Genomic DNA, 26,584 nt, shown 5'->3' on the forward strand with positions numbered 1-26,584 from the left:
GTTCCGGGGGGGGGGGGCCCGGCCCGCGCCGGGGGTGCGCCACCCGCGCGCCAACCTTACCTTGCGCTGGACACCGATCCGGTGCGTGTCCAGGAAGCTGCCGTGGATGAAACCTGTGTGCATTACGGCGACTCGCGGCGCGGTGAATTGCTGCTCGCGGTAGGGCTGGCGCGGGCCAGGCTGCTGGTGATTGCCGTGGACCAGACCGACATCGCGCTCTTGATTCTCCAGGAAGCGCGCCGATTGAACTCGAAGATTCCGATCCTGGTGCGCACTCGAGACGACAGCCAACTGACCGAGTTGAAAGCGGCCGGCGCCAGCGAAGTCGTGCCCGAGCTGTTGGAATCGAGCCTGATGCTCGCCTCCCACGCCCTGATCATGCTGGGTTTACCCGCGCATCAGGTACAGGAGCGGGCCGACCAGATACGGCATGACCGTTATCGTCTGCTACACGGTTTTTATCCCGGGAGCGACGATGAAGAAAAGTGAATCAGTCCTGGCTCACGGCGCCGATCTTGTGCACCGACAAGTCCGCACCGTAATACTCCTCTTCCTGGCTCAGGCGCAGACCATGCAACGCCTTGATCCCGCCGTACACCACAAAACCACCGAGCAACGCGACGATCACACCCAACGAGGTGCCGATCAACTGGCTGATCAGGCTCACCCCACCCAGACCACCCAATGCACTCTGACCGAAGATGCCGCAGGCGAGTCCTCCCCAGACACCACACAAACCATGCAACGGCCAGACACCCAGCACATCGTCGATGCGCCATTTGACTTGAGCCGCGGTGAAGCACCAGACGAACAGGGTCCCGGCGATCACACCGGTGACCAGCGCGCCCACCGGGTGCATCAGGTCGGAACCTGCGCAGATCGCCACCAACCCGGCCAGTGGACCGTTATGCAGAAACCCCGGGTCGTTGCGTCCGACGATCAGTGCCGCCACGGTGCCGCCGACCATGGCCATCAGCGAGTTCACCGCGACCAATCCGCTGACGCCTTGCAGCGTTTGGGCGCTCATGACGTTGAAGCCAAACCAACCGACGATCAGGATCCACGAACCCAATGCCAGGAAGGGAATGCTCGACGGTGCGAACGCCACCAGCCGCCCTTCGCGATAACGCCCTTGCCTGGGGCCGAGCAACAACACCGCCGCGAGGGCCAGCCATCCGCCCATGGCGTGGACCACGACCGAGCCCGCGAAGTCATGGAAGCTGGCACCAAATTGTTCCAGCAACCAGGCTTGCAGCCCGAAGTTGCCGTTCCAGATCATGCCTTCAAAGAACGGGTAGATGAACGCCACGATCAGCGCCGTCGCACACAACTGCGGAACGAATCTGGCGCGCTCGGCAATGCCTCCGGAAATGATCGCCGGAATCGCCGCCGCGAAGGTCAGCAGAAAGAAAAACTTAACCAGCCCGTAGCCATGATCCGCATTGATCACCGCCGCTGGTTGCATGAAGGTGACCCCGTAGGAAATCCAATAGCCTATAAAGAAGTAGGCCAGGGTCGAAATGGCGAAGTCGCTGAGGATCTTCGACAAGGCGTTGACCTGATTCTTTTGTCGAACCGTGCCGACTTCAAGAAAGGCAAAACCGGCGTGCATGGCCAGAACCATGACTGCACCGATAAGAATGAACAACGTATTGGAGCTATGGACCAGACTGTCCACAGCGCTTTGCAGATTTTCCATGGGTTGGCAGACCTGAAGGCTAAAAGGCACCAAAGCGGTTCGCGCAGAGAATTTGTGCACCAAGTTGCGGCTCGCAGGATCAAGGCATTGATCCCCATGAACCGCTTTGGCGCACAAGGCTGAAACCTAGACGCGAGTTTTAATTGTTTGAATCAGGGTTTTCCTGAAATCATGCCCGGCAACAGCGCAACGGCGCGGGCTGATGCACCATGACATAGCAAAAGTTGTACCAGTCATTTGTACTGAACCTTCACATAACGCTCATACTCGAACGCTTCAGAAGCCAATTACGGAGATCACCAATGGCCCGCATCAAAGCAAAGACTGCTCAAGATATCCTGATGAACGACTTTCAGACTCTGGTCAACGACACCGAGCGGTTGCTGGAACACACCGCAACCCTGGCTGGCGATCAGGCCGATGAGCTGCGCGCCCAGATCCACGACAGCCTGCTGCGTGCCCGCGAAACGTTGAAGCTGACCGAAGACTCCCTGCGCGAACGCGGCCAGGCTGCCGTTACCGCTGCCGAAGATTACGTGCAGACCAATCCATGGCAATCGGTCGGGATTGCGGCGGGTGTCGGTTTTCTGATTGGCCTGCTGGCCACTCGGCGCTGATATGTCTATCGGTGAATCCAGCTCGTCCGCGACGGGCACAAGCTCTTCATCGCGGCGCCTGGGTGCCGCTTTTCTTGGACTGTTGCACAGCCATGTCGAACTGTTCGGCATCGAGTTGCAGGAACAGAAAGCGCGCACCGTAAGCCTGTTGCTGTTTGCAGGCCTGGCGCTGGTCTTTGCGTTGCTGTTGCTGGTGGGCTTGTCGACGCTGGTGCTGATTCTGTTCTGGGACACCTACCGTCTGCCAGCGATCATCGGACTCTGTGTGTTCTACACCCTGGCTGCAGTTTTCTGCGCCATGCGCCTGAAAGCAGCGATTTTCGATGAGTCCTCACCCTTCCACGGCACCCTGGAAGAATTGGCCAACGATAGGGAGCGCCTGCTGCCATGAGCCTGCCTGAATTGCCCCATAACAGCTCTCGCACCGAAATGCGCAAGGCGCTGATACGCCTGCGCATGGAAATGCATCGCCAGGAAATCCGTCACGAATCCGCGCAATTGCTGCAACCCCTGCAGCGGGTACGCGGGATGACGAAAAACCTGCACGATGGCTTCGGCATCAAGCACGCCCCGCTCTGGGGCATGGCCGCCGTGACGCTGCTCGGTTTTCTGACCGGTAAAGGTGCCAAGAACGGCGGTACCGGCAGCCTGACCCGGCTGGTTCGCCTGGGCACAACGCTGGGCCCCCTGATCAAATTGGTCATGCAGGGTTCTTCGCGCAAAGACTGAATAGCCACTATCTGGCTGCATTCTTGCAACACCACCGGGATTAACCTCTTTATCGAGAGGTTCAATCCTGTGTGCCTACCCGGCGAACAGCTCAATCCAAAAACAAGACCTTACTAAGGAGGCCTCGTGATCGACGGGCAACCGCTCGCCTGCTTTCAGCCATTTATCGATACCGCCACGGGCCGTATCGCGGGTGTGGAAGCGCTGGGTCGACTGCGACAGGCCGACGGTCAACTGGCTTCGGTGGGGCCGTTGTTCGCCGACCCGCGAACACCCGCCATCGCCCTTCGTCGCCTTGACCGGCAGATCCGCGATAACGCGCTGAGCCGTTTGCATGAAGCGCCATCGGACTGGTTTCTGAGCCTGAACATATCACCGCGCTGGATCAACCGCTTACGGCCGGACCAGGCTCTACCGAGCCTCAAGCAATTGAGCCGACACAACGTCGATCCGCAACGCATCGTCTTCGAGATCACCGAACTGGGGGGCGACATCCAGCGCCTGGCCGAGGTCGTGGCACGCTATCGACACGCCGGGGCACGGATCGCCATCGATGATTTTGGTGCCGGTTACTCGCAACTTGATCGCGTGCTGGCCCTGCAACCGGACATTCTCAAGCTCGATATGCGACTGTTCCAGGCCGCGGCATTGGGCGGCCCCAGTAGCGACGTGGTGAAAGCCCTGGCGCAAATGGCCGAGAAAACCGGGTGCTGGATCATTGCCGAAGGAGTGGAAACCGAAGATCAGCTCAATTTCGCCCTGGAGTGCGGCTCGCGTTACGTACAAGGATTTCTCTTTGCCCGGGCGCAGGAGGACTTCTTCGCCACCGACGCCTTTGTCGAACGTTTCGCGCAACTGCGCCAGCGTTATGTTCAGCAGAAACTGGGCGAACGCGGTCGACTGATGATCATGCGCCAGCAACTCTGCGAATTGATGGCGATCCTGCAAGCCTGGGCCCTGGCCCGTGCGCCGCTGAACGCCTTGCCACAGCTGCAGGCGTTTCCATGGCTATTGCGCTTCTATCAATGCGACCGTCACGGCACCCAGTTGACGCCCAATCTGGAATGGCGCAACAACGGCTGGGAGGCCGATAACCGCTACCTGGGTCATAACTGGTCGTGGCGACCCTATTTCTATCAGTTGCTGGCCGAGGGCTGGGATGAGCGGCGCCTGACACTGTCCACGACCTACCGCGATGCCACCAGCAATCAGTATTGCCTCACCGCCGGGCAATTTTTCGACAACGGCGAGCGACTGCTGCTCATCGACATCGACGCCGCCGGGCTCTAGTACTGCTTGCAGGCGCAGGCACGAACCCGGAAGCTAGAGGCTCAGTCACCTGACGGAGAGTCCAGCCTTGGATTGGCAAACCCTGCTTACCCGCGAACGCCTCGGAAAGCCTCTGCACAGCCCGGAAGAACTCGGCCGCAGCCCTTTTCACAAAGACCACGATCGCATCATCTTCTCGGGTGCCTTTCGCCGCCTCGGGCGCAAGACTCAGGTCCACCCGGTCACCAGCAACGATCACATCCACACACGCCTGACCCACTCGCTGGAAGTCAGCTGTGTGGGTCGATCGCTGGGCATGCGCGTCGGTGAGACCATTCGCAGCGCCTTGCCCGACTGGTGCGAACCGAGCGACCTGGGGATGGTGGTGCAATCGGCTTGCCTGGCCCATGACATCGGCAATCCACCCTTCGGGCATTCCGGCGAGGACGCGATCCGTCACTGGTTCCAGCAGGCCGCCGGCCGTGGCTGGCTGGACGCCATGAGCGACGTCGAACGCAATGACTTCCTGAACTTCGAAGGCAACGCCCAAGGCTTCCGGGTGCTCACCCAGCTCGAATACCATCAATTCGACGGCGGCACCCGGCTGACCTACGCCACGCTGGGCACTTATCTGAAATACCCGTGGACGGCAAAGCACGCCGATTCATTGGGCTACAAAAAGCACAAGTTCGGCTGCTATCAGAGCGAACTGCCGTTGCTGGAGCAGATCGCCCTTAAGCTCGGCTTGCCGCAATTGGAGGAACAGCGCTGGGCACGCCATCCACTGGTGTACCTGATGGAGGCTGCGGACGATATCTGTTACGCGCTGATCGATCTGGAAGATGGCCTGGAAATGGACCTGCTGGAGTACGCCGAAGTCGAGTCTTTGCTGCTCGACCTGGTGGGTGATGATCTCCCGGAAACCTATCGCCAACTGGGCCCACTGGATTCGCGTCGGCGTAAACTGGCGATCCTGCGGGGCAAGGCCATCGAGCACCTGACCAATGCCGCCGCCCGGGCCTTCGTCGAGCAACAGGACTCGCTGCTGGCCGGCACGCTGCCCGGCGATCTGGTGGAGCACATGCATGGTCCGGCCAAGCGCTGCGTCTTGAATGCCAAAGACATGGCGCGCAAAAAGATCTTCCAGGACAAGCGCAAGACGCTGCACGAAATCGGCGCTTATACCACCCTCGAAATCCTCCTCAACGCATTCTGTGGCGCAGCACTGGAACAACACAACGGTCGAACACCGTCCTTCAAGAGCCGGCGCATCCTCGACCTGCTAGGCAACAATGCGCCCGATCCTCATGGTCCTTTACACACCTCGTTCCTGAGAATGATCGACTTCATCGCCGGCATGACCGACAGCTATGCCAGTCAAATGGCACTGGAAATGACCGGTCGCTCAAGCCACGGATAACCGTGCATCGTTCAGCCGCGTCAGGGCCTCCTGACCGGCTGATCGACGTTCTGCCCATTTCTCGTTTCAATCCGCGCGTCAGCAGAATCGCCCTACGCCCAGTACAGAGCCGACTGATCGAATGAACGGTCCGATCGCGAAATCATCACGCGCCCTCTGCTCGACAGATGAAGCATGAAAAAACCCATGTCTGAACACGATTGGCGCATCTTGCTGGTGGAAGACCACCCCCTCCAGCTCAAGGCCACCCAGCCAAATGGGAATGATCAGACAGGCCATTGTGCTGAGTAGTCTGACATCCATTGAACTGGACGCTCTTGAAAGAATAGCCGTCGAACACGGGCTGCCCTTGTTGGGCTATTTGATAAAACCCCTGAAACAATCAGACCTTAGAAACTTATTGACCTTGATTTCACTGTAAAAAAGCCCCCAAACAAAGACACACTAAAAAACATTTAAACAACAATCTAATCCATTTCAAATCAATCTGTCCGACCCACCAAACGCACAAACAACACCTTGACTGATCCTCATGCAAAACCTAGTTGATCCGTAGTCCGATTCTTCTTCGAATGTAGGAATTATCTTATATTGCCACTACAGGCCTGTCAGTTGATCCCCCCCTCAACTATCTGAGCTAAGGTGCGCGCTTTATTTGAGCGCGTATGGGATTTGATTATGAACTCCGTTTTTATTGTCGACGATCACCCTGTCATCCGTCTTGCCGTCCGAATGTTGCTCGAACATGAGGGTTACAAAGTCGTCGGCGAAACTGATAATGGGGTCGATGCCATGCAGATGGTTCGTGAATGCATGCCAGACCTGGTCATTCTTGACATCAGCATCCCCAAACTGGATGGGCTGGAAGTTCTCTCCCGCTTCAACGCAATGAGTACCCCCCTCAAAACGCTGGTTCTAACAGCCCAGTGCCCGACACTTTTCGGTATTCGCTGCATGCAATCCGGCGCGTCCGGGTATGTATGCAAACAGGAAGACCTTAGTGAACTGGTGAGCGCAATTAAAGCGGTACTATCAGGTTACAACTATTTTCCCAGCCAGGCCTTGAATCCTGTCCGTGCTGACGATGAACGATATTCCGACCTTGAACTGTTCAAGTCAGTCAATGACCGAGAGCTGATGGTATTGCAACTTTTTGCCCAAGGCCGCACTAACAAGGAAATTGCCAAGGGCATGTTCCTGAGCAACAAGACTGTCAGCACTTACAAAAAACGTCTCATGCAAAAACTCAAAGCCAAATCACTCGTTGAACTCATTGATATGGCAAAACGCAACGCGTTAGTGTGAGAAACAGGATGCCCAGTCGTTTAATGGATTATCTGATACCGCTGGTCGCGGGTTTATGTCTGAGCACCTCAGCGCACGCGGCACCGACGGCGAGCGAGCAGTACACTCTGCTCAGTCGCTCAATGACCGGACACATGGAAGTCCAACTGGATAAATCGCAACAACAATGGCTTAACAATAAGCGTGAACTGATTCTGGGCACCTCTGCCCCCGACTACCCTCCTTTCGACCTGACCATCAGCGGCCGCGACTACGAAGGTTTCACTGCTGATTACGCGGGCATCCTGGGCAAGGCCACCGGCCTGCCAGTCAAGGTCCAGCGCTACGTTTCCCGGGGAGACGCGATCAAAGCCTTGGAAAAAGGCGAGGTCGACATGCTCGGCAGCGCCAATGGTTTTGAAGCCCGCAATGCGGACATCGTGCTGTCCTTGCCCTATGCCGTGGATCAACCGGTTCTGGTGACACGGGAAGGCGAAACCAGATCCCTGAGCGACGGGCTCGCCGGACTACGCCTGAGCATGGTTTATCACTACTTGCCGCTGGACGAAGTCAAAGCCCTGTACCCGAAAGCGATCATCACTTCCTACCCCTCCTACCAGAATGCAATCAATGCGGTGGCTTTCGACCAGGCCGATGTTTTTCTGGGCGACACCATTTCAACCCATTACATCATCAACAAGGGGTATCTAAACAACATCCGCATGGCCAACTTTGGTAAACACGAGGCCCACGGTTTCAGCTTCGCCGTACACAAGGGCAACCCGGCTCTGCTCGGGATCATCAACGCCATCCTCAAAGCGACCCCTGGCAGCGAGCGAGAAAACATCGCCAAACGCTGGAGTGCGGGCAGTGACATTCTTCTCACCGATCAGAAACTGCAACTCAGCGACCGTGAACAACGCTGGCTGGCGCAACATCCCGTCGTGCGGGTCGTGGTCAACGAAGCGTTGGCCCCGCTGACCTTTTTCGACAGCGACGGTAACTTCAGGGGCGTATCCGCCGACTTGCTCGAACTGATCAGATTGCGCACCGGTTTGCGCTTCGAGATCCATCGCAGCCGTAACGATGACGAGATGATCGAGCAGGTCAACAGCCATCAGGCCGACCTGATTGCCGCCCTGCTCCCCAGCACCCAACGTGAAGCGATGCTGAACTTCAGCCGTCCTTATCTGGAAAACTCCGTTGTACTGCTCACTCGCAAAGCTGCCGACAGCCCGTCAAATCTGACGCAACTCACGGACAAGCGCCTGGCCATCGCCCAAGGCAATCCTATGGCGGATTACCTGCGCCGCGAGTTCCCGCGAATCCATCTGATCGAAACGCCGGACACCTTCAGCGCCGTGGAATTGCTCGCCGAGGGTCAGGCGCAAGGGACGGTGAGCTCATTAGTGATTGCCAACTATTTCATCTCATCGCGAATCTTCGAGCACGCACTTCAAATCAGCACTACTATCGGTACCCGGCAAGCCGCGTTCTCCCTGGCGACCGGACGCGACGCCAAAGAGCTGGGTTCGATCCTCGACAAGGCCCTGCTGAGCATCGCGCCGGAAGAGCTGGGCATTATCAACAGCCGCTGGCAAGGCTACTCGTCTGCCTCGCAAAGTACCTGGCGCAACTATCACCGAGTGTTCTATCAGATCGTTCTGGGTGTCGGCGTGTTGCTGCTGATGTCCATGACCTGGAACGCTTACATGCGTCGCCAGATCAATCAGCGCCTGGCCGCCGAGCTCGCCCTGAACGACCAACTCGAGTTCATGGGATCGCTGGTCAACGGCACGCCTCATCCCATCTACGTGCGCGATCGCCAGGGCTTGCTGCAAAGCTGTAACGACAGTTACCTGGAGGTCTTCTGCGCCAAACGCGAAGACGTGATTGGTAAAAATGTCATGCAGGGCAGCTTGAGCAACTCATTTGAAGCCCAGGAATACCAGGCGGATTACCAACGCGTCGTGGCCGAAGGAACTCCGCTGATTCTCGATCGGCCATTGCATATCGGTGGCCGCACACTGACGATTTATCACTGGATACTTCCCTACCGGGACTCCAGCGGTGAAGTACAAGGCATCATTGGCGGCTGGATCGACATCAGCGAGCGCCGACAACTGTTCGACGACCTGCGTGCCGCGAAAGAGCGTGCGGATGAAGCCAACCGTGCCAAAAGCACCTTTCTGGCGACCATGAGCCATGAAATCCGCACGCCGATGAACGCCATCATCGGCATGCTCGAACTGACCCTCAAGCGTATCGATCACAGCCACCCGGATCGCCCGGCCATTGACGTGGCCTACCACTCGGCGAAAGAACTGCTGAACCTGATCGGGGACATTCTTGATATTGCGCGAATTGAATCCGGTCGCCTGAGCCTGAGCCCGGAACGCGTCAACCTGAGAGAAACCGTGGCGTCGGTGGTGCGGATTTTCGACGGACTGGCCCGCCAGAAAAATCTGCGCCTGCGGCTGGACTTCAACCCGGCAGAACCACCCTCCGATGTCCTGCTGGACCCAATGCGCTTCAAGCAGGTGCTGTCCAACCTCGTCAGCAACGCCATCAAATTTACCGAACAGGGTCAGGTCCGGATTGTGGTCGAACTGCATCCGACCGACGAACCCGGCCGGGTGCTGTTGCAGTTACAGGTTCAGGACAGCGGGGTCGGGATCAGCGAACAGGACCAACGGCGTTTGTTCGAGCCTTTCGCCCAGGCCGATCATTCCGCGCAGGCAGCCAGAGGCGGCGCGGGGCTTGGTCTGGTGATCAGCCGCAATCTGTGCGAGATGATGGGCGGCAACCTGCAGTTGAGCAGCCAGGCTGGTATCGGCACTCAGGTCAGGATCTCGCTGAACCTTGCAACACTGCCAGCGGAGCGGGTGTCGAAAACCGCTGAACCGTCCCTCCACCCGACCTCGGCTGCGCTGAACGTCCTGGTGGTCGACGACCATCCCGCCAATCGCTTGCTCATGTGTCAGCAACTGGAGTTCCTGGGGCATCGCTACAGCGCCGCACCGGATGGCGAAGCGGGGTTGAAGGCCTGGAAGGACAACGTGTTCGATCTGGTGATCGTCGATTGCAACATGCCGATCATGGACGGATACGAACTGGCTCGCTCCATTCGCCAACATGAACAGCAAACGCAGAGCCGGCCTTGTACCGTGTTGGGCTTCACCGCCAACGCACAACCGGAAGAAATACAACGCTGCAGACAAGCCGGAATGGACGACTGCCTGTTCAAACCCCTGAGCCTGACAGCCTTGAGTCAATGGGTTGAAGGCGTTGCGCCAACGGTCCGCGCCCCGGCCTTCAGTCTTGAAGGGCTGCATCTGCTGACGGGTGGCAGCCCGACACTGGACCGGCGCCTGTTGTCCGAACTGCTGAACAGCAATCGTCTGGATCGGCAAGAGTTGCTGGCGTTGTCCCCCACGGAAGATCGGCAGGCTTTCATCGAGGTGGCCCACAAAATCAAGGGTGCTGCGCGAATCGTCCAGGCTTGCCGATTGATCGACAGCTGCGAGGCGCTGGAAAACGCCTGTCATGACGTGCTCCCCCCTGAAGCAGTCGTCAATTGCACCAAGGCCATGGACCAGGCGATGGTCGAACTGGAGCAGGCATTGGAACAGGCTTTGGAGCAACAGATAGGCCACAACGAGAAAAGCAGAATGATGCAGCCTTAACTATGCTTGGACGCTGAGCAGTGTGTTAAACATCATGGAGAGACCCGCAATGCCCAGCCCACTGCGCCCGGATCAACGCCGGTTTCCGCTGCACATCCATATCAGTGTGATGTTCACCTTTCTGTTATTGCTGACCGGTGCGGTGCTGGGCATTTTCAACTACGGGCAAACCACGCAGATCATTCTTTCCAGCAGTGAAAAGCTCTTCAACCGCATCGAGCAGGATGTCCGCCTGGACCTGCAAGGCACCTACGAGCCGATTCGCCATCTGCTGAGCCTGCTGGCGGACTACCCGGCGACCCGCGCTCCGGATCTGGAGCAACGCCTGGCGTTGCTCCAGCCCTTTAGCCAGTCGCTCAACGACAACCCTAACCTGGCATCGTTGTACCTGGGTTATGGCAACGGTGATTTTTTCATGGTCCGCCCCTTGCGGACGGCATCCCTGAGAACCGAACTGAAAGCCCCCGATTCAGCGGCGTTTCAAGTCTGGAGCATCGAGCACAGTGGCAGTGGTCAGATCCGCTCCCAATCCCTGTTTTTTGATCAATCCCTGACACTCATCAACCGCCTGGATAACCCCGACGAAACCTTCGATCCCCGCACTCGTGCCTGGTTCTCCAGCGCACGCGGCGACGTGAACCAGATCACCACTGATCCCTACGTTTTTTTCTCCACCCGCAACGTCGGCACTACCTTGGCCCGGCGCAGTGGTGAAAACGCGGTGATGGGGGCCGACCTGACCCTGGCCGAATTGTCGGCCACCCTGGCCAAACACGTGGTGACGCCCCATACCGAAATCGTGCTGTTCGATGCCCAGGGCAATGCCATCGCCTACCCCGACAGCGACAAGCTGATCATCGACGGCCAGACCGCTCGCCTGAACAAGGCTGCCGACCTCAGCCCCGGCCTCGGCGCCCTGCTCTCCAATCCTCCTGCCAGCAATCGGCTGGACGCCGCCGGTCGTCAATGGATCGTGGCGCGCAGCAGCATGACGGAGGGCGGCCCCCAGGGACTGCAACTGGCGTTGCTGGTGCCGGAGGACGAATTGCTCGCCGATGCCTACCGCATGCGCTGGCAAGGCGCGCTGATTACGCTGGCGACATTGCTGCTGTGCCTGCCCGTGGGATGGTTGACCTCCAGAGTCCTGGTCAAGCCCCTGCGCACGCTGGTGCAGGAAGCCGATGCGGTGCGCAGTTTCAATTTCGACTTTCCGATCGGCCACAGTTCGCCGGTGCTTGAAATTGACCAACTGAGCGTGTCGATGGCGCGGATGAAGGACACTCTGGGCAGTTTTTTCCAGATCACCGATAGCTTGAGCGCGGAGACCCGCTTTGCGCCGTTGCTGCAGCGGGTGCTGTTTGAAACCGTGAAGATCGGGCAAGCCCAGGCCGGTCTTATTTACCTGCGCGAACGTGACAGCGATCGCATGGAGCCCCAGGGCCTGGTCATCAATGGCACGTCACAAGCATTGCCCTCATTCGGAGTTCAGGGACACGAACTCCAGGATCCGCAGAGTCCTCAGTGGCTGCAGCAGTTGTCGAACGCCGACAATATCGTGACCAATCTGGGTTTCGAACAGGCGGGGGATTTGCAGAAGGTGATGCTCGCGCTGGAATACCCCCGGGTGCACCTGATCGGCATCCGCTTGCACAATCGGCACAACGAAACCGTGGGCCTGCTGATCCTGCTTTTGACCGACAGCGGCACACAAAGCGACCTGGAAAAACTGCGCCCGGACCGCATCGCGTTTCTCCAGGCGGTGTCTGGCGCCGCAGCCGTGAGCATTGAGAGCCAGCGCCTGCAAGCCAAACAGAAACAACTGCTGGACGCCTTCATTCAACTGCTGGCCGGCGCGATCGATGCCAAGAGCCCTTATACCGGAGGCCACTGCCAGCGAGTGCCGGAGCTGACCCTGATGCTCGCCCAGGCGGCGGCGGCCAGTCAGGCCCCGGCCTTCAGCGACTACCAACCCACCGAAGATGAGTGGGAAGCCTTGCACATTGCGGCCTGGCTGCACGACTGCGGGAAGGTCACGACGCCAGAATACGTGGTCGACAAAGCCACCAAGCTTGAGACCCTGAACGACCGCATCCATGAAATCCGCACCCGTTTCGAGGTCCTCAAGCGCGATGCCTGGATCAATTATTGGCAAGCCGTCGCCCTGGGCGGTGACGAGCAGCACCTGGCCGAATTGCGCAATGCCAACCTGGCCGGGCTGGATGATGATTTCGCCTTCGTCGCCCGCTGCAATCTGGGCGCAGAGGCCATGGCCGAAGCCGATCTGCAACGGCTGCGCAGCATTGCCCAGCGCAACTGGACCCGAACCCTGGACGATCGAATCGGTGTGTCCTGGGAAGAAAACCGCCGCCAGGCACGAACCCCGGCACCGACCTTGCCGGCCAGCGAGCCGCTGTTGGCGGACAAGCCCGAGCACCTGTTCGAACGCGCCGAAAGCGAACTGATTCCGGAAGACAATCCCTGGGGTTTCAAGCTCGATGTGCCGCGCTACAAATACAACCGAGGCGAGCTCTACAACCTGAGCATCACCCGAGGCACGCTGACCCGCGAGGAGCGTTACATCATCAACCACCACATGGTGCAGACGATCCTGATGCTCAGCCACTTGCCCTTCCCCGGCCACCTCAACAACGTCGCGGAAATCGCTGGCGGCCACCACGAGAAAATGGACGGCACCGGTTACCCCAAACAGTTGAAGCGCGAAGAAATGAGTCTGCCGGCACGGATGATGGCGATTGCCGATATTTTCGAGGCACTGACCGCCGCCGATCGCCCTTACAAGAAGGCCAAAACCTTGAGCGAAGCGCTGGGCATCATGGCCACCATGTGCCGTGACGCCCATATCGATCCGGAGTTGTTCGGCTTGTTCATCAACGCCGGCATCTATCTGCAATACGCCGACCGATTCCTCGATCCAAGGCAGATCGATGCGGTCGACCCGTCAAGCCTGTTGCTCAAGGCCGGATTGAGGGTGTGATCAGCAATCGGTCAGACGCAGGAAAATCGCCGCCAGTTGCTCGATACCGGCCTGATCGTCAGCGGTAAACCGCGCCAGGCTCGGGCTGTCGAGGTCCAGCACGCCAATCAGGCGACCGTCCTTGACCAGCGGCACGACCAGCTCGCTGTTCGAGGCGCTGTCGCAGGCGATGTGCCCGGGGAACGCGTGAACGTCTTCGACCAACTGGGTCTTCAAGGTCGCCGCCGCCGTCCCACACACGCCGCGACCGAACGGAATCCGCACACAGGCGATCTGCCCCTGAAACGGGCCAAGCACCAGTTCTTCGTCGCGATTGAGGTAGAAACCGGCCCAGTTCAAGTCGTCGAGCTGGCTGTACAGGAACGCCGAAAACTGCGCGGCGTTGGCGATAAAGTCACGCTCGTCCGCCAGTAGCGACTCCAGCTGCGCCCATAACATGCCGTAACCGTCCAGGCCTTGGCCGCTCTTCTGTAAATCGATCATGCTTTGTGCTCCAACAGCTTCAGCCCCACCCAATAGCGGGCAAATTGATATGCGCAGCGTCCATTGCGGTTGCCCCGGCCCGTAGCCCAGCGCACGGCGAGGATGTCCAGCTCTTCGTTACGCTGCCACTCAAGGCCGGATTTTCCGGCCAATTGCCCGATCCAGTGCTCGACGACGTCAAGGAAGTGCTCTTGAGTAAACGGATAGAACGACAGCCACAATCCAAAACGGTCCGACAGCGCGATCTTGTCTTCCACCGCCTCGCTGGGATGCAGTTCGCCATCGACCCGTTTCCAGTTTTCGTTATCGCTTTCCTTCTCCGGCACCAGGTGGCGACGGTTAGAGGTGGCGTACAGCAAAACGTTATCCGGCGCCTGTTCGAGCGAGCCGTCGAGCACGCTCTTGAGCACGCGATAGTCGCCTTCACCCGACTCAAACGACAGGTCATCGCAGAACAGCACGAAACGCTGAGGCAGCCTGGCGATCTGTTCGACCACGCGCGGCAGGTCCGCCAGGTGATCGCGCTCGATCTCGATCAACCGCAGGCCGGCCTTGGCGTGCTCGGCCAGCAAGGCGCGTACCAGCGACGATTTGCCGGTGCCGCGCGAACCCCAGAGCAGTGCGTGGTTGGCGGGCATGCCGTCGAGGAACTGCTGGGTATTTCGCCCCAGTTGCTCCACTTGGCGGTCGACACCGATCAAGTCGGACAACCGCGTGTCGAGGCTGACATGCAGCGGCAGCAGAAACCCGCTGCGGCCTTCACGTTGCCAGCGCGCGGCCAGGCATTGCGTCCAGTCGATGGCTTGCCGAGGAGCAGGCAAGAGCGGTTCGATACGGGCCAGGACAGCATCGGCGCGTTCAAGAAAAGCATTCAATCGGGAATCCACGTCTTCTCCTCGTGCACGTTCACAGTGATGATGGCATTGCAGCGACGCAACGAAGCATTCGGCACCCGGTTCATCCCTTGTTGCACAAGGGCTCGCGAGAACATCGGTATCCATGCATGATCGACTATGCTTGAGCAGCGAAGGGAAACGGAAGTGGTTCAACACCCCATGGATATCAAATTCACCCACCGGCTGTCATACAAGCAAGCCAGGCTGACCGTGCTTGTCGGTTTCATTCTGGGCACGCTGCTCAGTCTGCTGCAAATAGGCATCGATTATGCCAGCGAAGACGCCTCCATCAACCGTGAAATACTGTCTTTACTGGAAATCAGCCATAACCCCGCGTCCCGCATCGCCTACAACATCGACGCCGAACTCTCCCAGGAACTGACCATGGGCCTGTTGCGCTCGCCGGCGATCATCGGTGCGCAATTGACTGACAACAACGGCACCGTCCTGGCCAGCGTCAAACGCCCGACCCTGCAAAGCAATTATCGGATGATCAGCGACTTCCTGTTCGGCGCCAACCGCCAGTTTGAAGACCGCCTCTACCTCGATCACTTGCCGAACGAATCACTCGGCACCTTGCGACTGGAAGTCGATACCTACGCCTTCGGCAGCCGCTTCCTGCGCCGGGCCGAGGTGACGCTGCTCAACGGCTTCGCTCGCAGCCTGATCCTGACCGGCATCCTGTTGGCGCTGTTCTACGTGATGCTGACGAAGCCGCTGGTGCGGGTCATCCGCGAACTCAGCGGGCGCGATCCGCGTAGCGCGGAACCGACCTGGCTGGAATACCCGAGCGGACATAAAAACGATGAAATCGGTGTGCTGGTCAAAGTGGCCAACCAGCAGTTCGAAAACATCGCCACCGAAATCCAGCAGCGGCGCAACGCCGAAAACCGCCTGACCGACTACCTCGGGCAACTGGAAAACATCGTCTCGGCCCGCACCGCGGAGCTCAAGGCGATCAATGCCCGGCTCAGTCAATCGAACCAGGAGCTGGAAGTCGCACGAAGCACCGCCCTCGATATGGCCGAAGCACGTTCGGTGTTTCTCGCCAATATGAGCCATGAAATCCGCACACCGCTCAACGGCCTGCTGGGCATGATCGCGCTCTCGCTGGACGGCCCGCTCAATGCCGAACAACAGCAGCAGCTGTCCATTGCCCATGACTCGGGCAAAGTGCTGGTGGAACTGCTCAACGATATTCTCGACCTGTCGAAATTCGATGCCGGCCAGCTCGAACTCGAACACATTCCGTTCGACCTCGGGTCGCTGATCGAAGACACCGCCAATCTGCTGTCGCAGAACGCCGCGCCCAGCGTCGAGTTGACCTGCCTGATCGATCCGCACTTTCCGGCGTTGGTGCTGGGGGATCCGACCCGCGTCCGGCAGATCGTCAGCAACCTGTTGTCCAACGCCCTCAAGTTCACCCGTTTCGGTCGGGTGGATGTGCGCCTTTCAACCTTTGAAGATGGCGTCAGAATCGAAGTCTGCGACACCGGTATCGGGATTGCCCAGGATGCTCAGGTCAAAATCTTCCAGCCTTTCACGCAGGCCGGCGCCGGCATAACCCGCCAATTTGGCGGCACCGGGCTGGGCCTGGCGCTGACCTATAACCTCTGCGAAGCGATGCAGGGGCGGCTGACCATCAGCTCGGAAGCGGGTTTCGGCAGCCAGTTCTGCGCCGACCTGCCGTTGCCCTGCCACACCCGGGCCATCGCCCCACAGCCGTTACCGGGCAAGGTCATTGCCGTCACCGCGGCCAACAGCGGCCTGGCGGAACTGCTGAAAAACCTGTTGCCCGGCTGGGGGCTCGACTATCAGCAACGGTCCATCGATGACTCGTTCATCGGCCTCGACCCGGACGTGCTGATCACCGACTGCCCCGAATGCCTGTTTGGCCTGCGCCCGACCCTCGACGCGCCTATCTTGCTGGTGACCGCCTATGGCAGCTTCATGCCCAGTGAAGAAGCCAACGCCCTGGCGCCCCTGCAACAGCAGGCTCGTCCTTTGGCGCGCAATGCGCTTTACCAGACATTGCGCCGGGTGCTGCTGCCCGAAAGCAACCTGATCAACGGTGCCCGGGTCGAAAACCTTACCCCCCAACGACGCGGACGTGTCCTGCTGGTCGAGGACAACCCGGTCAATCAATTGGTGGCCAAGGGCATGCTCGGCAAACTCGGTTGCGAGGTGATCGTCGCCGCTCACGGTGCCGAAGCCCTGGATCAGCTTGAGCACAGCGAATTCGACCTGGTGCTGATGGACTGCAACATGCCGGTGATGGATGGCTATGAAGCCAGCCGACAAATCCGTCGCAGCGGGCGCTGGCCACAACTGCCCATCGTGGCCTTGACTGCCAACGCCATGTCCGAGGAACGCGAACGCTGCCGTGTGGCGGGCATGAGCGATTACCTGGCCAAGCCCTTTCGCCGAGAAGAACTGGCCGCGTTGCTCGACCTGTGGATACCGACTACGACAGCGCTTTGATTTGCCCCAGCAGGTGATCGAGACCGTCGCGCAGATCATGCAGGCGATCCAGATCGACGCCGCTGTCGCACAGCAACCGGGCCTTGAGCGGCCCGACCTGATCACGCAAAGCCTTGCCGGTCGGCGAAAGACTCAGGTGCACTTCTCGCTCATCGCGCGCCGAACGTTGGCGCTGCACCAATTGCAGCTGCTCAAGGCGCTTGAGCAACGGCGTCAGGGTGCCGGAATCCAGCGCCAGGCGTTCGCCCAGCGCCTTGACCGTCGGCTGCTCCGGCGCCGTTTCCTGCCATTCCCACAACACCAGCATCGCCAGGTATTGCGGATAGGTCAGACCCAGTTGATCGAGCATCGGCTTGTAGGCGCGGATCACCGCCCGAGAAGCCGCATACAGCTTGAAGCAGAGCTGGCTGTCGAGCTTCAGCGAATCGACGGACAGGGTGTTCATTTGAGCAGGGCTTCGATCTCGCGGCTCAGGTCCTGCGGCTTGGTTGCCGGAGCGAAGCGCTTGACCAACTGGCCGTCCTTGCCGATCAGGAACTTGGTGAAGTTCCATTTGATGCCCTGGGAGCCGAGCACGCCCGGTGCACGTTTCTTCAATTGCACAAACAGCGGATGAGCACCGGCACCATTGACGTCAATCTTCTTGAACAGCGGGAAGGTGACACCGAAGTTCAACTCGCAGAACTCGGAAATCGCCCCTTCGTTACCCGGTTCCTGCTTGCCGAACTGATTGCAGGGAAAGCCGAGCACCACCAGGCCTTGATCCTTGTAGGTCTGCCACAATTCTTCGAGGCCTTTGTATTGCGGGGTAAAACCGCACTTGCTGGCGGTGTTGACCACCAGGACGGCTTTGCCGGCGAAATCGGCCAGGGTTTTCTGATCACCTTTGATGGTGGTCACCGGGATGGTCAGCAGGTTGTCGCTCATGGGTTTGGCTCGAATTGACGGAACAAGCCATGAACATAGCGAGCAATTGAATTGTGTGCAATTTAAATGTGCGGGGCGCCGGATATCTCCGGATATCTGTAGGAGCGAAGCCTGCTCGCGAAGGCGTCGGGTCAGTCACCATCTGTGCTGAATGTTGAGACGCCTTCGCGAGCAAGCTTCGCTCCTACATGGCTCGCATTACTCGCGCGATACCAGGTCCAGGCACACCGAATTGATGCAATAACGCAGACCGGTCGGCGGCGGGCCATCCGGGAACACGTGCCCCAGGTGCGCGTCGCATTTGGCGCAAACCACTTCAGTGCGGATCATGCCGTGGCTGACATCACGGATCTCGACCATGGCGCTGTCGCCGATCGGCGCGTAGAAGCTCGGCCAGCCGCAGCCGGAGTCGAATTTGGTTTTGGAGTCGAACAGCGGCTCGTTGCAGCAGATGCAGTGATAGACACCGTCAGTTTTGGTGTCGTTGTATTTGCCGGAGAACGGCCGTTCGGTGCCCTTGAGACGGCAAACGTTGTACTGCTCTGGATCGAGCATCGCCTTCCATTCTTCCAGGGTTTTATCCAACTTTTCCATCGTCACACCTCAGCAGCTGAAAAAGCCCGATCTGTACCTTTTCCACGGATCGGGCGGCACGTATGATTGCGCCTCGTCAAACGCCAGTCTGGCAGCCAGACCACGCGCATTCAAACGGATTTATGGGTGCTGCATCTCAAGGCGTCAGGCCTGTGTGAATACGCAGGATTCCCAGTACGGTAGTTCATACGCCGCCTGGATCGTTCATTTTCGGGAACACATCGCCATGCAGGTCAGCAAATCGAACAAGCTCGCCAACGTCTGCTACGACATTCGCGGCCCAGTGCTCAAGCACGCCAAACGCCTGGAAGAGGAAGGTCATCGCATCCTCAAGCTGAACATCGGCAACCCGGCGCCCTTTGGTTTCGAAGCGCCGGACGAAATCCTCCAGGACGTGATCCGCAACCTGCCGACCGCTCAGGGTTACAGCGACTCCAAAGGCCTGTTCAGCGCGCGCAAGGCTGTCATGCAGTACTACCAGCAAAAGCAGGTGGAAGGTGTCGGCATTGAAGACATCTACCTGGGCAACGGCGTTTCCGAGCTGATCGTGATGTCGTTGCAGGCATTGCTGAACAATGGCGACGAAGTGCTGGTGCCAGCGCCTGACTATCCGCTGTGGACGGCTGCCGTGAGCCTGTCCGGCGGCAATCCGGTGCATTACCTGTGCGACGAGCAGGCCAACTGGTGGCCGGACCTGGCCGACATCAAGGCCAAGATCACCCCGAACACCAAGGCCCTGGTGATCATCAACCCGAACAACCCGACCGGCGCCGTGTATTCGAAAGAAGTGCTGCTGGGCATGCTGGAACTGGCACGCCAGCACAATCTGGTGGTGTTCTCCGACGAGATCTACGACAAGATCCTGTACGACGATGCCGTGCACATCTGCACCGCCTCCCTGGCGCCGGACCTGCTCTGCCTGACCTTCAACGGTCTGTCCAAGTCATATCGCGTGGCCGGCTTCCGTTCCGGCTGGATCGCCATTTCCGGTCCGAAGCACCACGCCCAGAGCTACATCGAAGGCATCGACATGCTGGCCAACATGCGCCTGTGTGCCAACGTGCCAAGTCAGCATGCGATCCAGACCGCTCTCGGCGGTTACCAGAGCATCAATGACCTGGTGTTGCCGCACGGTCGCTTGCTGGAACAGCGCAATCGCACCTGGGAACTGCTTAACGATATTCCGGGCGTGAGTTGCGTGAAGCCGATGGGGGCGTTGTATGCGTTCCCGCGGATCGATCCGAAAGTCTGCCCGATCCACAATGACGAGAAGTTCGTGCTCGACCTGCTGCTCTCCGAAAAACTGCTGGTGGTGCAAGGCACGGCCTTCAACTGGCCTTGGCCGGATCACTTCCGTGTCGTGACCTTGCCACGGGTGGACGAACTGGACATGGCCATTGGCCGGATCGGTAACTTCCTCAAATCCTACCGCCAGTAAACTGAACTTCACCGTGCGACACGTGCATCGGTCGCACGGTGATTAATTCAGCAACATATCTTTGCCCCCTGTCAGCCATCACTGCTCCTGTCGCTTACTGAAGCCACGTTTTGGGGCCGCGTCTAACAACGACGGGGCCTGAGAGGCGAATTGGCTGTCAAACACCTCCCGCATCGCCGTCGGAATTGCCCTGCAAGCAGCTAGACTGTTGCTGTAGGACACAGTTTGAAATAGTCACTCGGTTGAATAGCCCGGTGCAGCACCTTATATACCCCGCAGTACGCTACATCTTTAGCATGAGGAGATTTCTACAACCATGATGCGCATCCTGCTGTTTTTGGCCACTAACCTGGCGGTCGTGCTGATTGCCAGCATCACCCTGAGCCTTTTCGGCTTCAACGGGTTCATGGCGGCCAACGGGGTTGATCTCAACCTCAATCAGCTGCTGATTTTCTGTGCGGTCTTTGGTTTCGCCGGTTCCCTGTTCTCGCTGTTCATCTCCAAGTGGATGGCGAAGATGAGCACCAGCACCCAAATCATCAGCCAGCCGCGCACACGTCACGAGCAATGGCTGCTGCAAACCGTCGAGCAACTGTCCCGCGAAGCCGGGATCAAGATGCCCGAAGTCGGGATTTTCCCCGCCTACGAGGCCAACGCGTTCGCCACGGGCTGGAACAAGAACGACGCACTGGTCGCGGTCAGCCAGGGTCTGCTCGAGCGTTTCTCGCCGGATGAAGTGAAAGCGGTCCTGGCCCACGAGATCGGCCACGTAGCCAATGGTGACATGGTCACCCTGGCGTTGATCCAGGGCGTGGTGAACACCTTCGTGATGTTCTTCGCCCGGATCATCGGCAACTTTGTCGACAAGGTGATCTTCAAGAACGAAGAAGGCCAGGGCATCGCCTACTACATAGCGACGATCTTCGCCGAACTGGTCCTGGGCATTCTGGCCAGCTCCATCGTCATGTGGTTCTCGCGCAAACGTGAGTTCCGTGCCGACGAAGCCGGTGCACGCCTGGCCGGTACCAGCGCAATGATTGGTGCCTTGCAACGCCTTCGTGCCGAACAGGGCCTGCCGGTGCACATGCCGGATACGCTGAATGCCTTTGGCATCAACGGTGGCATCAAACAAGGGTTCGCTCGTATGTTCATGAGCCACCCGCCGCTGGAAGAGCGTATTGACGCGTTGCGTCGTCGGGGCTGATAGCTCTCGCACTACGCCTTAAAAGAAAAGGCCCGCAGTGAATGCGGGCCTTTTTTTGTCTGCTGATTTTTGCGCTGTTCATTCGGGCCCCATCGCGAGCAAGCTCGCGATGGTCCAGTGAAGCCACTACAAATCTATCGGATGGAAACCCGATAAACCCGCTCTTCAAGCCGAGTAACGCCACTTTCGATAAACTTCCAGCTCTCGCCCAATACGTCCTGGTCTTCCAGAATCTTCAGCTCCCAGGTTGCCCCGAACAACCGTTGCACTTCGTCATCGGGCACGGCAAACGGTGGGCCTTCCTTCTGTGCCTGGTCGTAATCCAGAGTAATCAAAAGCCCGAGCGAATCCTTCGGCAGAATCCGCTTCAAATGCTCGGCGTATTGCTCACGCATCGGCGGCGGCAACGCGATCAACGCCGCGCGGTCGTACAGCGCGCTGCAATCGGCGACATCGCCGGCCGTCAACGCGAAGAAGTCGCCGCACCAGACCTCGATCGAACCCGCCCGATAGACCGTGAAAGGCCCCTGGTCGCTGACGTCCGGATCAAATTGATGCTCGTGGAAGAAGTCTTCCACCGCCTTTTCCGACAATTCGATGCCCAACACCTCGTGACCGCATTTCGCCAGCCAGAGCAGATCCAGGCTTTTCCCACATAGCGGCACCAGGACGCGCGCGCCCTCCTCCAGGACCAGCTGCGGCCAGTAACGTTGCAGATATGGATTCACTTCCGGCAGGTGAAAGCCGATCTGATTCGACGTCCACCGCTTGTGCCAAAACTCCGGCTGCATAATTAATCCCAAAATTCGATCAAAAGACCCTAAAACTTATATTAGATTTAGATCAATGATCTGACTGAAGATGCTGCCATCTTACCCCTCAGGAGCTCTTTCATGTTCCCCAGCCTGTACATATCCCATGGCTCGCCCATGTTGGCACTGGAACCGGGTGCCAGCGGGCCCGCTCTCGCTCGCCTGGCCGCCGAAATGCCGAAACCGGAAGCCATCGTGATCGTCTCTGCACACTGGGAAAGTAACGACTTGCTGGTCAGTGGCAATCCCCGACCTGAAACCTGGCACGATTTCGGCGGCTTCCCGAAAGCACTGTTCGAAGTGCAATACCCGGCACCCGGCAATCCTCAACTGGCTGGCGAGGTGGTCGAGTTACTGCAGGCCGACAACCTGCCGGCACGGATCGATACCAAACGCCCCTTCGACCACGGCGTCTGGGTGCCTTTGTCGTTGATGTATCCGCAGGCCGACATCCCGGTGGTGCAAGTCTCGCTGCCCACCCGTGGCGGCCCTGCCCTGCAAACCCGGGTCGGCCATGCCTTGGCCAGCCTGCGCGAACACGGCGTGTTGTTGATCGGCTCCGGCAGCATCACCCATAACCTGCGTGAACTGGACTGGCACGCCGGCCCGGAAAGTGTCGAACCGTGGGCCCGGACGTTCCGTGACTGGATGATTGAAAAACTCGCCGCCAACGATGAAGCCGCACTGCACGATTATCGTCAGCAGGCGCCAAACGCAGTGCGCAATCATCCCAGCGATGAGCATTTGCTGCCGTTGTACTTTGCTCGCGGGGCTGGGGGGGAGTTCAGCGTTGCCCATCAAGGGTTCACCATGGGTGCGCTGGGGATGGACATCTACCGTTTTGACTGACAGGTAGACCGAGGCGCCCCCTTCGCGATCGGGCTTGCTCCTACAGGGGATCACAATCCAATGTGGGAGCGAGCCTGCTCGCGATTGGGGCAACTCGATGCCCAGTCCAGGCACAAACAGCAGGCCAAAAAAAATCCCCGAACCAGTCGGGGATTTTTTATGTTCGATCAATCAGCTCGAGAGCGGATCAATCTTCGCGATAGCGACGCAGCTTCAACTGCTTACCGGCAACGCGAGTGTCCTTCAGCTTGGTCAGCAGACGCTCCAGACCATCTTCCGGCAGCTCGACGAGGCTGAAGCTGTCACGCACCTGGATGCGACCGATTGCTTCGCGAGCCAGGCCACCCTCGTTGAGGATAGCGCCCAGCAGGTTCTTGGCAGCGATGCCATCGCGCGCACCCAGCGCGGTACGGCAACGAGCACGACCTTCGGCCAATGGAACCGGAGCACGACGCTCACGATCACCACGGTCCGGACGATCACCGGTGCGCTCTGGACGATCGCCACGCGGTGCGTTGTTCGGCACCAGTGGACGTTCTTTCTCGATCGCGGCCAGGGTCAGCGCCTGAGCGTTGGTTGCCTTGCGCAGCAGAGCAGCGGCCAGTGCACGCGGGGTGCAACCGATGTCGGCAGTCAGGCGATCCAGCAGATCACCGTGGGTCGATTCAGCATCAGCTACCAGTGGCGACAGGCTGTTGGTCAGTTTCTTGATGCGGGCATCGAGAACGGCCTGAGCATCCGGCAGGCGGACTTCAGCAACTTTCTGACCGGTTACACGCTCGATCACTTGCAGCATGCGGCGCTCGCGCGGAGTCACCAGCAACAGTGCACGACCTTCGCGACCGGCACGGCCAGTACGGCCGATACGGTGAACGTAGGACTCTGGATCGTACGGCATGTCAACGTTGAATACGTGAGTGATGCGCGGAACGTCCAGGCCACGAGCAGCAACGTCGGTCGCCACAACGATGTCCAGACGGCCATCCTTGAGGGATTCGATCACGCGCTCACGTTGGTTCTGAGCAATGTCACCGTTCAGCGCAGCGGCTTTGTAGCCTTTGGCTTCCAGGGCACTGGCCAGGTCCAGGGTCGCTTGCTTGGTGCGCACGAACATGATCAGGGCGTCGAAGTCTTCCACTTCCAGCAGGCTTAATACAGCCGAGGTCTTCTGGTCAGCGTGAACCAACAGGTGAGCCTGTTCGATCGCGGTAACGGTCTGAGTCTTGGTCTGGATCTTCACGTGTTGCGGATCGCGCAGATGGCGTTCGGCAATGGCACGGATCGACTGCGGCAGGGTGGCCGAGAACAACACGGTCTGACGGGTTGGCGGCAGAGCCTTGAAGATAACTTCGAGGTCGTCCATGAAACCCAGTTTGAGCATTTCGTCCGCTTCGTCCAGAACCAGGTGGTTCACGGTCGACAGGACTTTTTCGTCACGACGCAGGTGGTCGCACAGACGGCCCGGTGTGGCGACAACGATCTGTGCGCCATTACGGATTGCTTTCAGTTGTGGGCCCATCGGGGCGCCGCCGTAAACGGCCACAACGGTAACGCCCGGCATTTGCTTGGCGTAGGTTTCGAAAGCGGTTGCTACTTGCAGCGCCAACTCACGGGTTGGCGCCAGGATCAGGGCTTGCGGCTCGCGCTTTGCAGGATCGATGCGGTGCAGGATCGGCAGGGCGAACGCGGCGGTTTTACCCGTACCGGTTTGCGCCTGACCAATCATGTCGTGACCGGCCATGATGATCGGGATCGATTGCTGCTGAATAGCCGAAGGCTCTTCGTAGCCAGTCGCGATGACGGCTGCAAGAATGTTCGGATTAAGATTAAAAGCGGCGAAGCCGCCGGTTTCCTGGGTCATGGGTCTGCCTCTAAGTGCATCCGCAAAGACCCATGCTCCAAAGCTGCGCATGCCGTGTAAGACTCAAGAGTCGCCCTGGCTGCTTTGTCGGCGGGGATTTGCGAAAACGAATGAATGAAAAAGATTCGTCAAGGGAGAGTCCGCTGTGCGGACGTGCAGCCGAAGCTGACTTCGGGAAATTGCGCTACCTAAACGCGGCCCGGTTAAAGGCCGGCGCGCACTATACCGGAAATCGCCCAAAAAGGGAGCATTATTTGTCGGAAAACTGACGTATACACCGTTATGTCACACGCTTTGCAGATAATCGTGCAACGGTCTATTTTTCAAAGGCCCGGCCCTGCTGGCGATGGCGCTAAAACGGTTCATCCTTGTGACGCAGACCAGCGGTTTTGACCTGCGGCCTGGCACACCCTTCCCGCCCGAGGAAATACTCCATGAATCAGCCCGACTCCAGTCGTGTCACCCGTGAAAAACACGGCCATGTCCTGATGATCGGCCTGGATCGGGTGGCCAAGCGCAATGCCTTCGACCTCGATCTGCTCAACGCACTGAGCCTGGCTTACGGCGAGTTCGAGGCCGACAGTGAAGCGCGGGTGGCGGTGGTGTTCGCTCATGGCGAGCACTTCACCGCCGGGCTCGACCTGATCAATGCCAGTGCGGCCCTGGCCGAAGGCTGGCAGGCACCGCTCGGCGGTTGCGATCCGTGGGGCGTGTTTGCCGGGCCCCGGGTGAGCAAACCGGTGATTGTCGCCGCGCAAGGCTACTGCCTGACCATTGGCATCGAGTTGATGCTGGCCGCCGACATCAACCTCTGCGCCAGCAACACCCGATTTGCGCAGAAGGAAGTGCAGCGCGGGATCTTCCCCTTCGGCGGTGCCACGTTGCGCCTGCATCAAGTCGCCGGCTGGGGCAATGCCATGCGCTGGCTGCTGACTGGCGATGAATTTGATGCGCATGAAGCGTTGCACCTGGGGTTGGTGCAGGAAGTCATGGCCAGCGAGGATCTGCTGCCACGGGCCGTTGAATTGGCTGAGCGGATAGCCCGTCAGGCACCGTTGGGGGTTCAGGCGACGTTGATGTCTGCCCGGCAGGCGCGATACGAAGGGGAAACTGCGGCGGCGCAGGCATTGCCGCCGTTGGTGAAGAAGTTGTTGGCGAGTGAGGATGCCCGGGAAGGTGTGCGGTCAATGATCGAAAAGCGGCCGGGCATCTTCAAGGGCTGCTGACAGATTTGCTTTTGTGGCGAGGGGGCTTGCTCCCGCTGGGCTGCGACGCGGCCCCAAAATCTTCGCAATCAATGCAAATCTTGTGAGTGCTGCGCACTCAAGCGGGAGCAAGCT

22 protein-coding genes and 1 pseudogene are annotated in these 26,584 nt (G+C 59.0%); 15 read left to right on the plus strand and 8 right to left on the minus strand.

Annotated elements, in window-relative coordinates:
* A partial coding sequence (locus QMX98_RS16485; protein ID WP_282411080.1) for an NAD-binding protein occupies nucleotides 1-489 on the plus strand: 489 nt, incomplete at its 5' end.
* Between the two features lies 1 nt (nucleotide 490).
* Here the strand turns inward: QMX98_RS16485 and QMX98_RS16490 are convergent.
* A complete protein-coding gene (locus QMX98_RS16490) occupies nucleotides 491-1,699 on the minus strand; it encodes an ammonium transporter (protein WP_010461260.1) in 1,209 nt (402 codons plus the stop codon).
* Between the two features lie 302 nt (nucleotides 1,700-2,001).
* Between QMX98_RS16490 and QMX98_RS16495 the strand changes: the two genes are divergently transcribed.
* The 9 genes and pseudogenes from QMX98_RS16495 (at nucleotide 2,002) to QMX98_RS16535 (ending at nucleotide 13,699) form a co-directional block, all read left to right on the plus strand.
* Entirely contained in the window at nucleotides 2,002-2,316 is a 315-nt protein-coding gene (locus tag QMX98_RS16495; RefSeq protein ID WP_010461262.1) for a YqjD family protein, read from the plus strand.
* Between the two features lies 1 nt (nucleotide 2,317).
* Nucleotides 2,318-2,707: a phage holin family protein gene (locus tag QMX98_RS16500; RefSeq protein ID WP_042932237.1), complete on the plus strand. Its 390-nt coding sequence runs from the start codon at nucleotides 2,318-2,320 to the stop codon at nucleotides 2,705-2,707.
* A complete protein-coding gene (locus tag QMX98_RS16505) occupies nucleotides 2,704-3,045 on the plus strand; it encodes a hypothetical protein (protein ID WP_010461265.1) in 342 nt (113 codons plus the stop codon). Before QMX98_RS16500 ends, QMX98_RS16505 begins: the two co-directional genes overlap by 4 nt.
* 126 nt (nucleotides 3,046-3,171) lie before the next feature.
* Nucleotides 3,172-4,335 carry an EAL domain-containing protein gene (locus QMX98_RS16510; protein WP_282411081.1) on the plus strand — a complete coding sequence of 388 codons (1,164 nt, stop codon included), beginning with the start codon at nucleotides 3,172-3,174 and terminating at the stop codon, nucleotides 4,333-4,335.
* Between the two features lie 67 nt (nucleotides 4,336-4,402).
* Nucleotides 4,403-5,734 carry a deoxyguanosinetriphosphate triphosphohydrolase gene (locus tag QMX98_RS16515; protein ID WP_010461269.1) on the plus strand — a complete coding sequence of 444 codons (1,332 nt, stop codon included), beginning with the start codon at nucleotides 4,403-4,405 and terminating at the stop codon, nucleotides 5,732-5,734.
* 186 nt (nucleotides 5,735-5,920) lie between these two features.
* Nucleotides 5,921-6,155, plus strand: a pseudogene (locus QMX98_RS16520) (hypothetical protein).
* 257 nt (nucleotides 6,156-6,412) lie between these two features.
* Nucleotides 6,413-7,039, plus strand: a complete 627-nt coding sequence (locus tag QMX98_RS16525; RefSeq protein ID WP_010461270.1) for a response regulator transcription factor — start codon at nucleotides 6,413-6,415, stop codon at nucleotides 7,037-7,039.
* Nucleotides 7,040-7,047: 8 nt separating this feature from the next.
* On the plus strand, nucleotides 7,048-10,704 hold the full coding sequence (locus tag QMX98_RS16530) for a transporter substrate-binding domain-containing protein (RefSeq protein ID WP_282411082.1): 3,657 nt from the start codon (nucleotides 7,048-7,050) through the stop codon (nucleotides 10,702-10,704).
* Nucleotides 10,705-10,753: 49 nt separating this feature from the next.
* Nucleotides 10,754-13,699 (plus strand): HD domain-containing phosphohydrolase, encoded by a 2,946-nt coding sequence (locus QMX98_RS16535; RefSeq protein ID WP_282411083.1) that lies wholly within the window; start codon nucleotides 10,754-10,756, stop codon nucleotides 13,697-13,699.
* On the opposite strand, the gene QMX98_RS16540 is transcribed toward QMX98_RS16535, so the two are convergent.
* Both QMX98_RS16540 and QMX98_RS16545 read right to left on the minus strand, forming a co-directional pair.
* On the minus strand, nucleotides 13,700-14,182 hold the full coding sequence (locus tag QMX98_RS16540; RefSeq protein WP_010461273.1) for a GAF domain-containing protein: 483 nt from the start codon (nucleotides 14,180-14,182) through the stop codon (nucleotides 13,700-13,702).
* Entirely contained in the window at nucleotides 14,179-15,069 is an 891-nt protein-coding gene (locus QMX98_RS16545) for an ATP-binding protein (RefSeq protein ID WP_010461274.1), read from the minus strand. The genes QMX98_RS16540 and QMX98_RS16545 overlap by 4 nt, the downstream gene beginning before the upstream one ends.
* Before the next feature lie 168 nt (nucleotides 15,070-15,237).
* Between QMX98_RS16545 and QMX98_RS16550 the strand changes: the two genes are divergently transcribed.
* Nucleotides 15,238-17,559 (plus strand): response regulator, encoded by a 2,322-nt coding sequence (locus tag QMX98_RS16550; RefSeq protein ID WP_010461276.1) that lies wholly within the window; start codon nucleotides 15,238-15,240, stop codon nucleotides 17,557-17,559.
* On the opposite strand, the gene QMX98_RS16555 is transcribed toward QMX98_RS16550, so the two are convergent.
* The 3 genes from QMX98_RS16555 to msrB all read right to left on the minus strand — a co-directional run bounded on the left by QMX98_RS16555 (nucleotide 17,543) and on the right by msrB (nucleotide 19,080).
* Complete coding sequence (locus QMX98_RS16555; RefSeq protein ID WP_010461278.1) at nucleotides 17,543-18,004, minus strand: MarR family transcriptional regulator; 462 nt, start codon at nucleotides 18,002-18,004, stop codon at nucleotides 17,543-17,545. The two genes, QMX98_RS16550 and QMX98_RS16555, sit on opposite strands and share 17 nt — an antisense overlap.
* Nucleotides 18,001-18,486, minus strand: coding sequence for a glutathione peroxidase (locus QMX98_RS16560; protein ID WP_010461280.1), 486 nt, complete (start codon nucleotides 18,484-18,486; stop codon nucleotides 18,001-18,003). Before QMX98_RS16560 ends, QMX98_RS16555 begins: the two co-directional genes overlap by 4 nt.
* A gap of 198 nt (nucleotides 18,487-18,684) precedes the next feature.
* Nucleotides 18,685-19,080 carry a peptide-methionine (R)-S-oxide reductase MsrB gene (gene msrB, locus QMX98_RS16565; protein ID WP_077747914.1) on the minus strand — a complete coding sequence of 132 codons (396 nt, stop codon included), beginning with the start codon at nucleotides 19,078-19,080 and terminating at the stop codon, nucleotides 18,685-18,687.
* A gap of 226 nt (nucleotides 19,081-19,306) precedes the next feature.
* On the opposite strand from msrB, the gene QMX98_RS16570 reads away from it, so the two are divergent.
* Together QMX98_RS16570 and htpX are read left to right on the plus strand one after the other, a co-directional pair.
* Nucleotides 19,307-20,518 carry a pyridoxal phosphate-dependent aminotransferase gene (locus tag QMX98_RS16570; RefSeq protein ID WP_010461284.1) on the plus strand — a complete coding sequence of 404 codons (1,212 nt, stop codon included), beginning with the start codon at nucleotides 19,307-19,309 and terminating at the stop codon, nucleotides 20,516-20,518.
* Between the two features lie 316 nt (nucleotides 20,519-20,834).
* Nucleotides 20,835-21,722, plus strand: a complete 888-nt coding sequence (htpX, locus tag QMX98_RS16575) for a protease HtpX (RefSeq protein WP_010461286.1) — start codon at nucleotides 20,835-20,837, stop codon at nucleotides 21,720-21,722.
* 134 nt (nucleotides 21,723-21,856) lie between these two features.
* Here the strand turns inward: htpX and QMX98_RS16580 are convergent, their stop codons facing one another.
* The gene (locus QMX98_RS16580; protein WP_282411084.1) at nucleotides 21,857-22,513 is read right to left on the minus strand and encodes a thiopurine S-methyltransferase; all 657 of its coding nucleotides are present in this window, start codon (nucleotides 22,511-22,513) and stop codon (nucleotides 21,857-21,859) included.
* Nucleotides 22,514-22,615: 102 nt separating this feature from the next.
* Between QMX98_RS16580 and QMX98_RS16585 the strand changes: the two genes are divergently transcribed.
* The gene (locus QMX98_RS16585) at nucleotides 22,616-23,383 is read left to right on the plus strand and encodes a class III extradiol ring-cleavage dioxygenase (RefSeq protein WP_077747916.1); all 768 of its coding nucleotides are present in this window, start codon (nucleotides 22,616-22,618) and stop codon (nucleotides 23,381-23,383) included.
* A gap of 187 nt (nucleotides 23,384-23,570) precedes the next feature.
* Here QMX98_RS16585 and QMX98_RS16590 read toward each other — a convergent pair whose 3' ends face one another.
* Nucleotides 23,571-25,244, minus strand: coding sequence for a DEAD/DEAH box helicase (locus tag QMX98_RS16590; RefSeq protein ID WP_008146183.1), 1,674 nt, complete (start codon nucleotides 25,242-25,244; stop codon nucleotides 23,571-23,573).
* A gap of 434 nt (nucleotides 25,245-25,678) precedes the next feature.
* Here QMX98_RS16590 and QMX98_RS16595 point away from each other — a divergent pair, with 434 nt between their 5' ends.
* Nucleotides 25,679-26,470, plus strand: a complete 792-nt coding sequence (locus tag QMX98_RS16595) for a crotonase/enoyl-CoA hydratase family protein (RefSeq protein ID WP_282411085.1) — start codon at nucleotides 25,679-25,681, stop codon at nucleotides 26,468-26,470.
* Nucleotides 26,471-26,584: the final 114 nt, after the last annotated feature.

This window comes from Pseudomonas sp. PS02303, assembly GCF_029959925.1.
Taxonomy (GTDB): Bacteria; Pseudomonadota; Gammaproteobacteria; order Pseudomonadales; family Pseudomonadaceae; genus Aquipseudomonas; species Aquipseudomonas mandelii.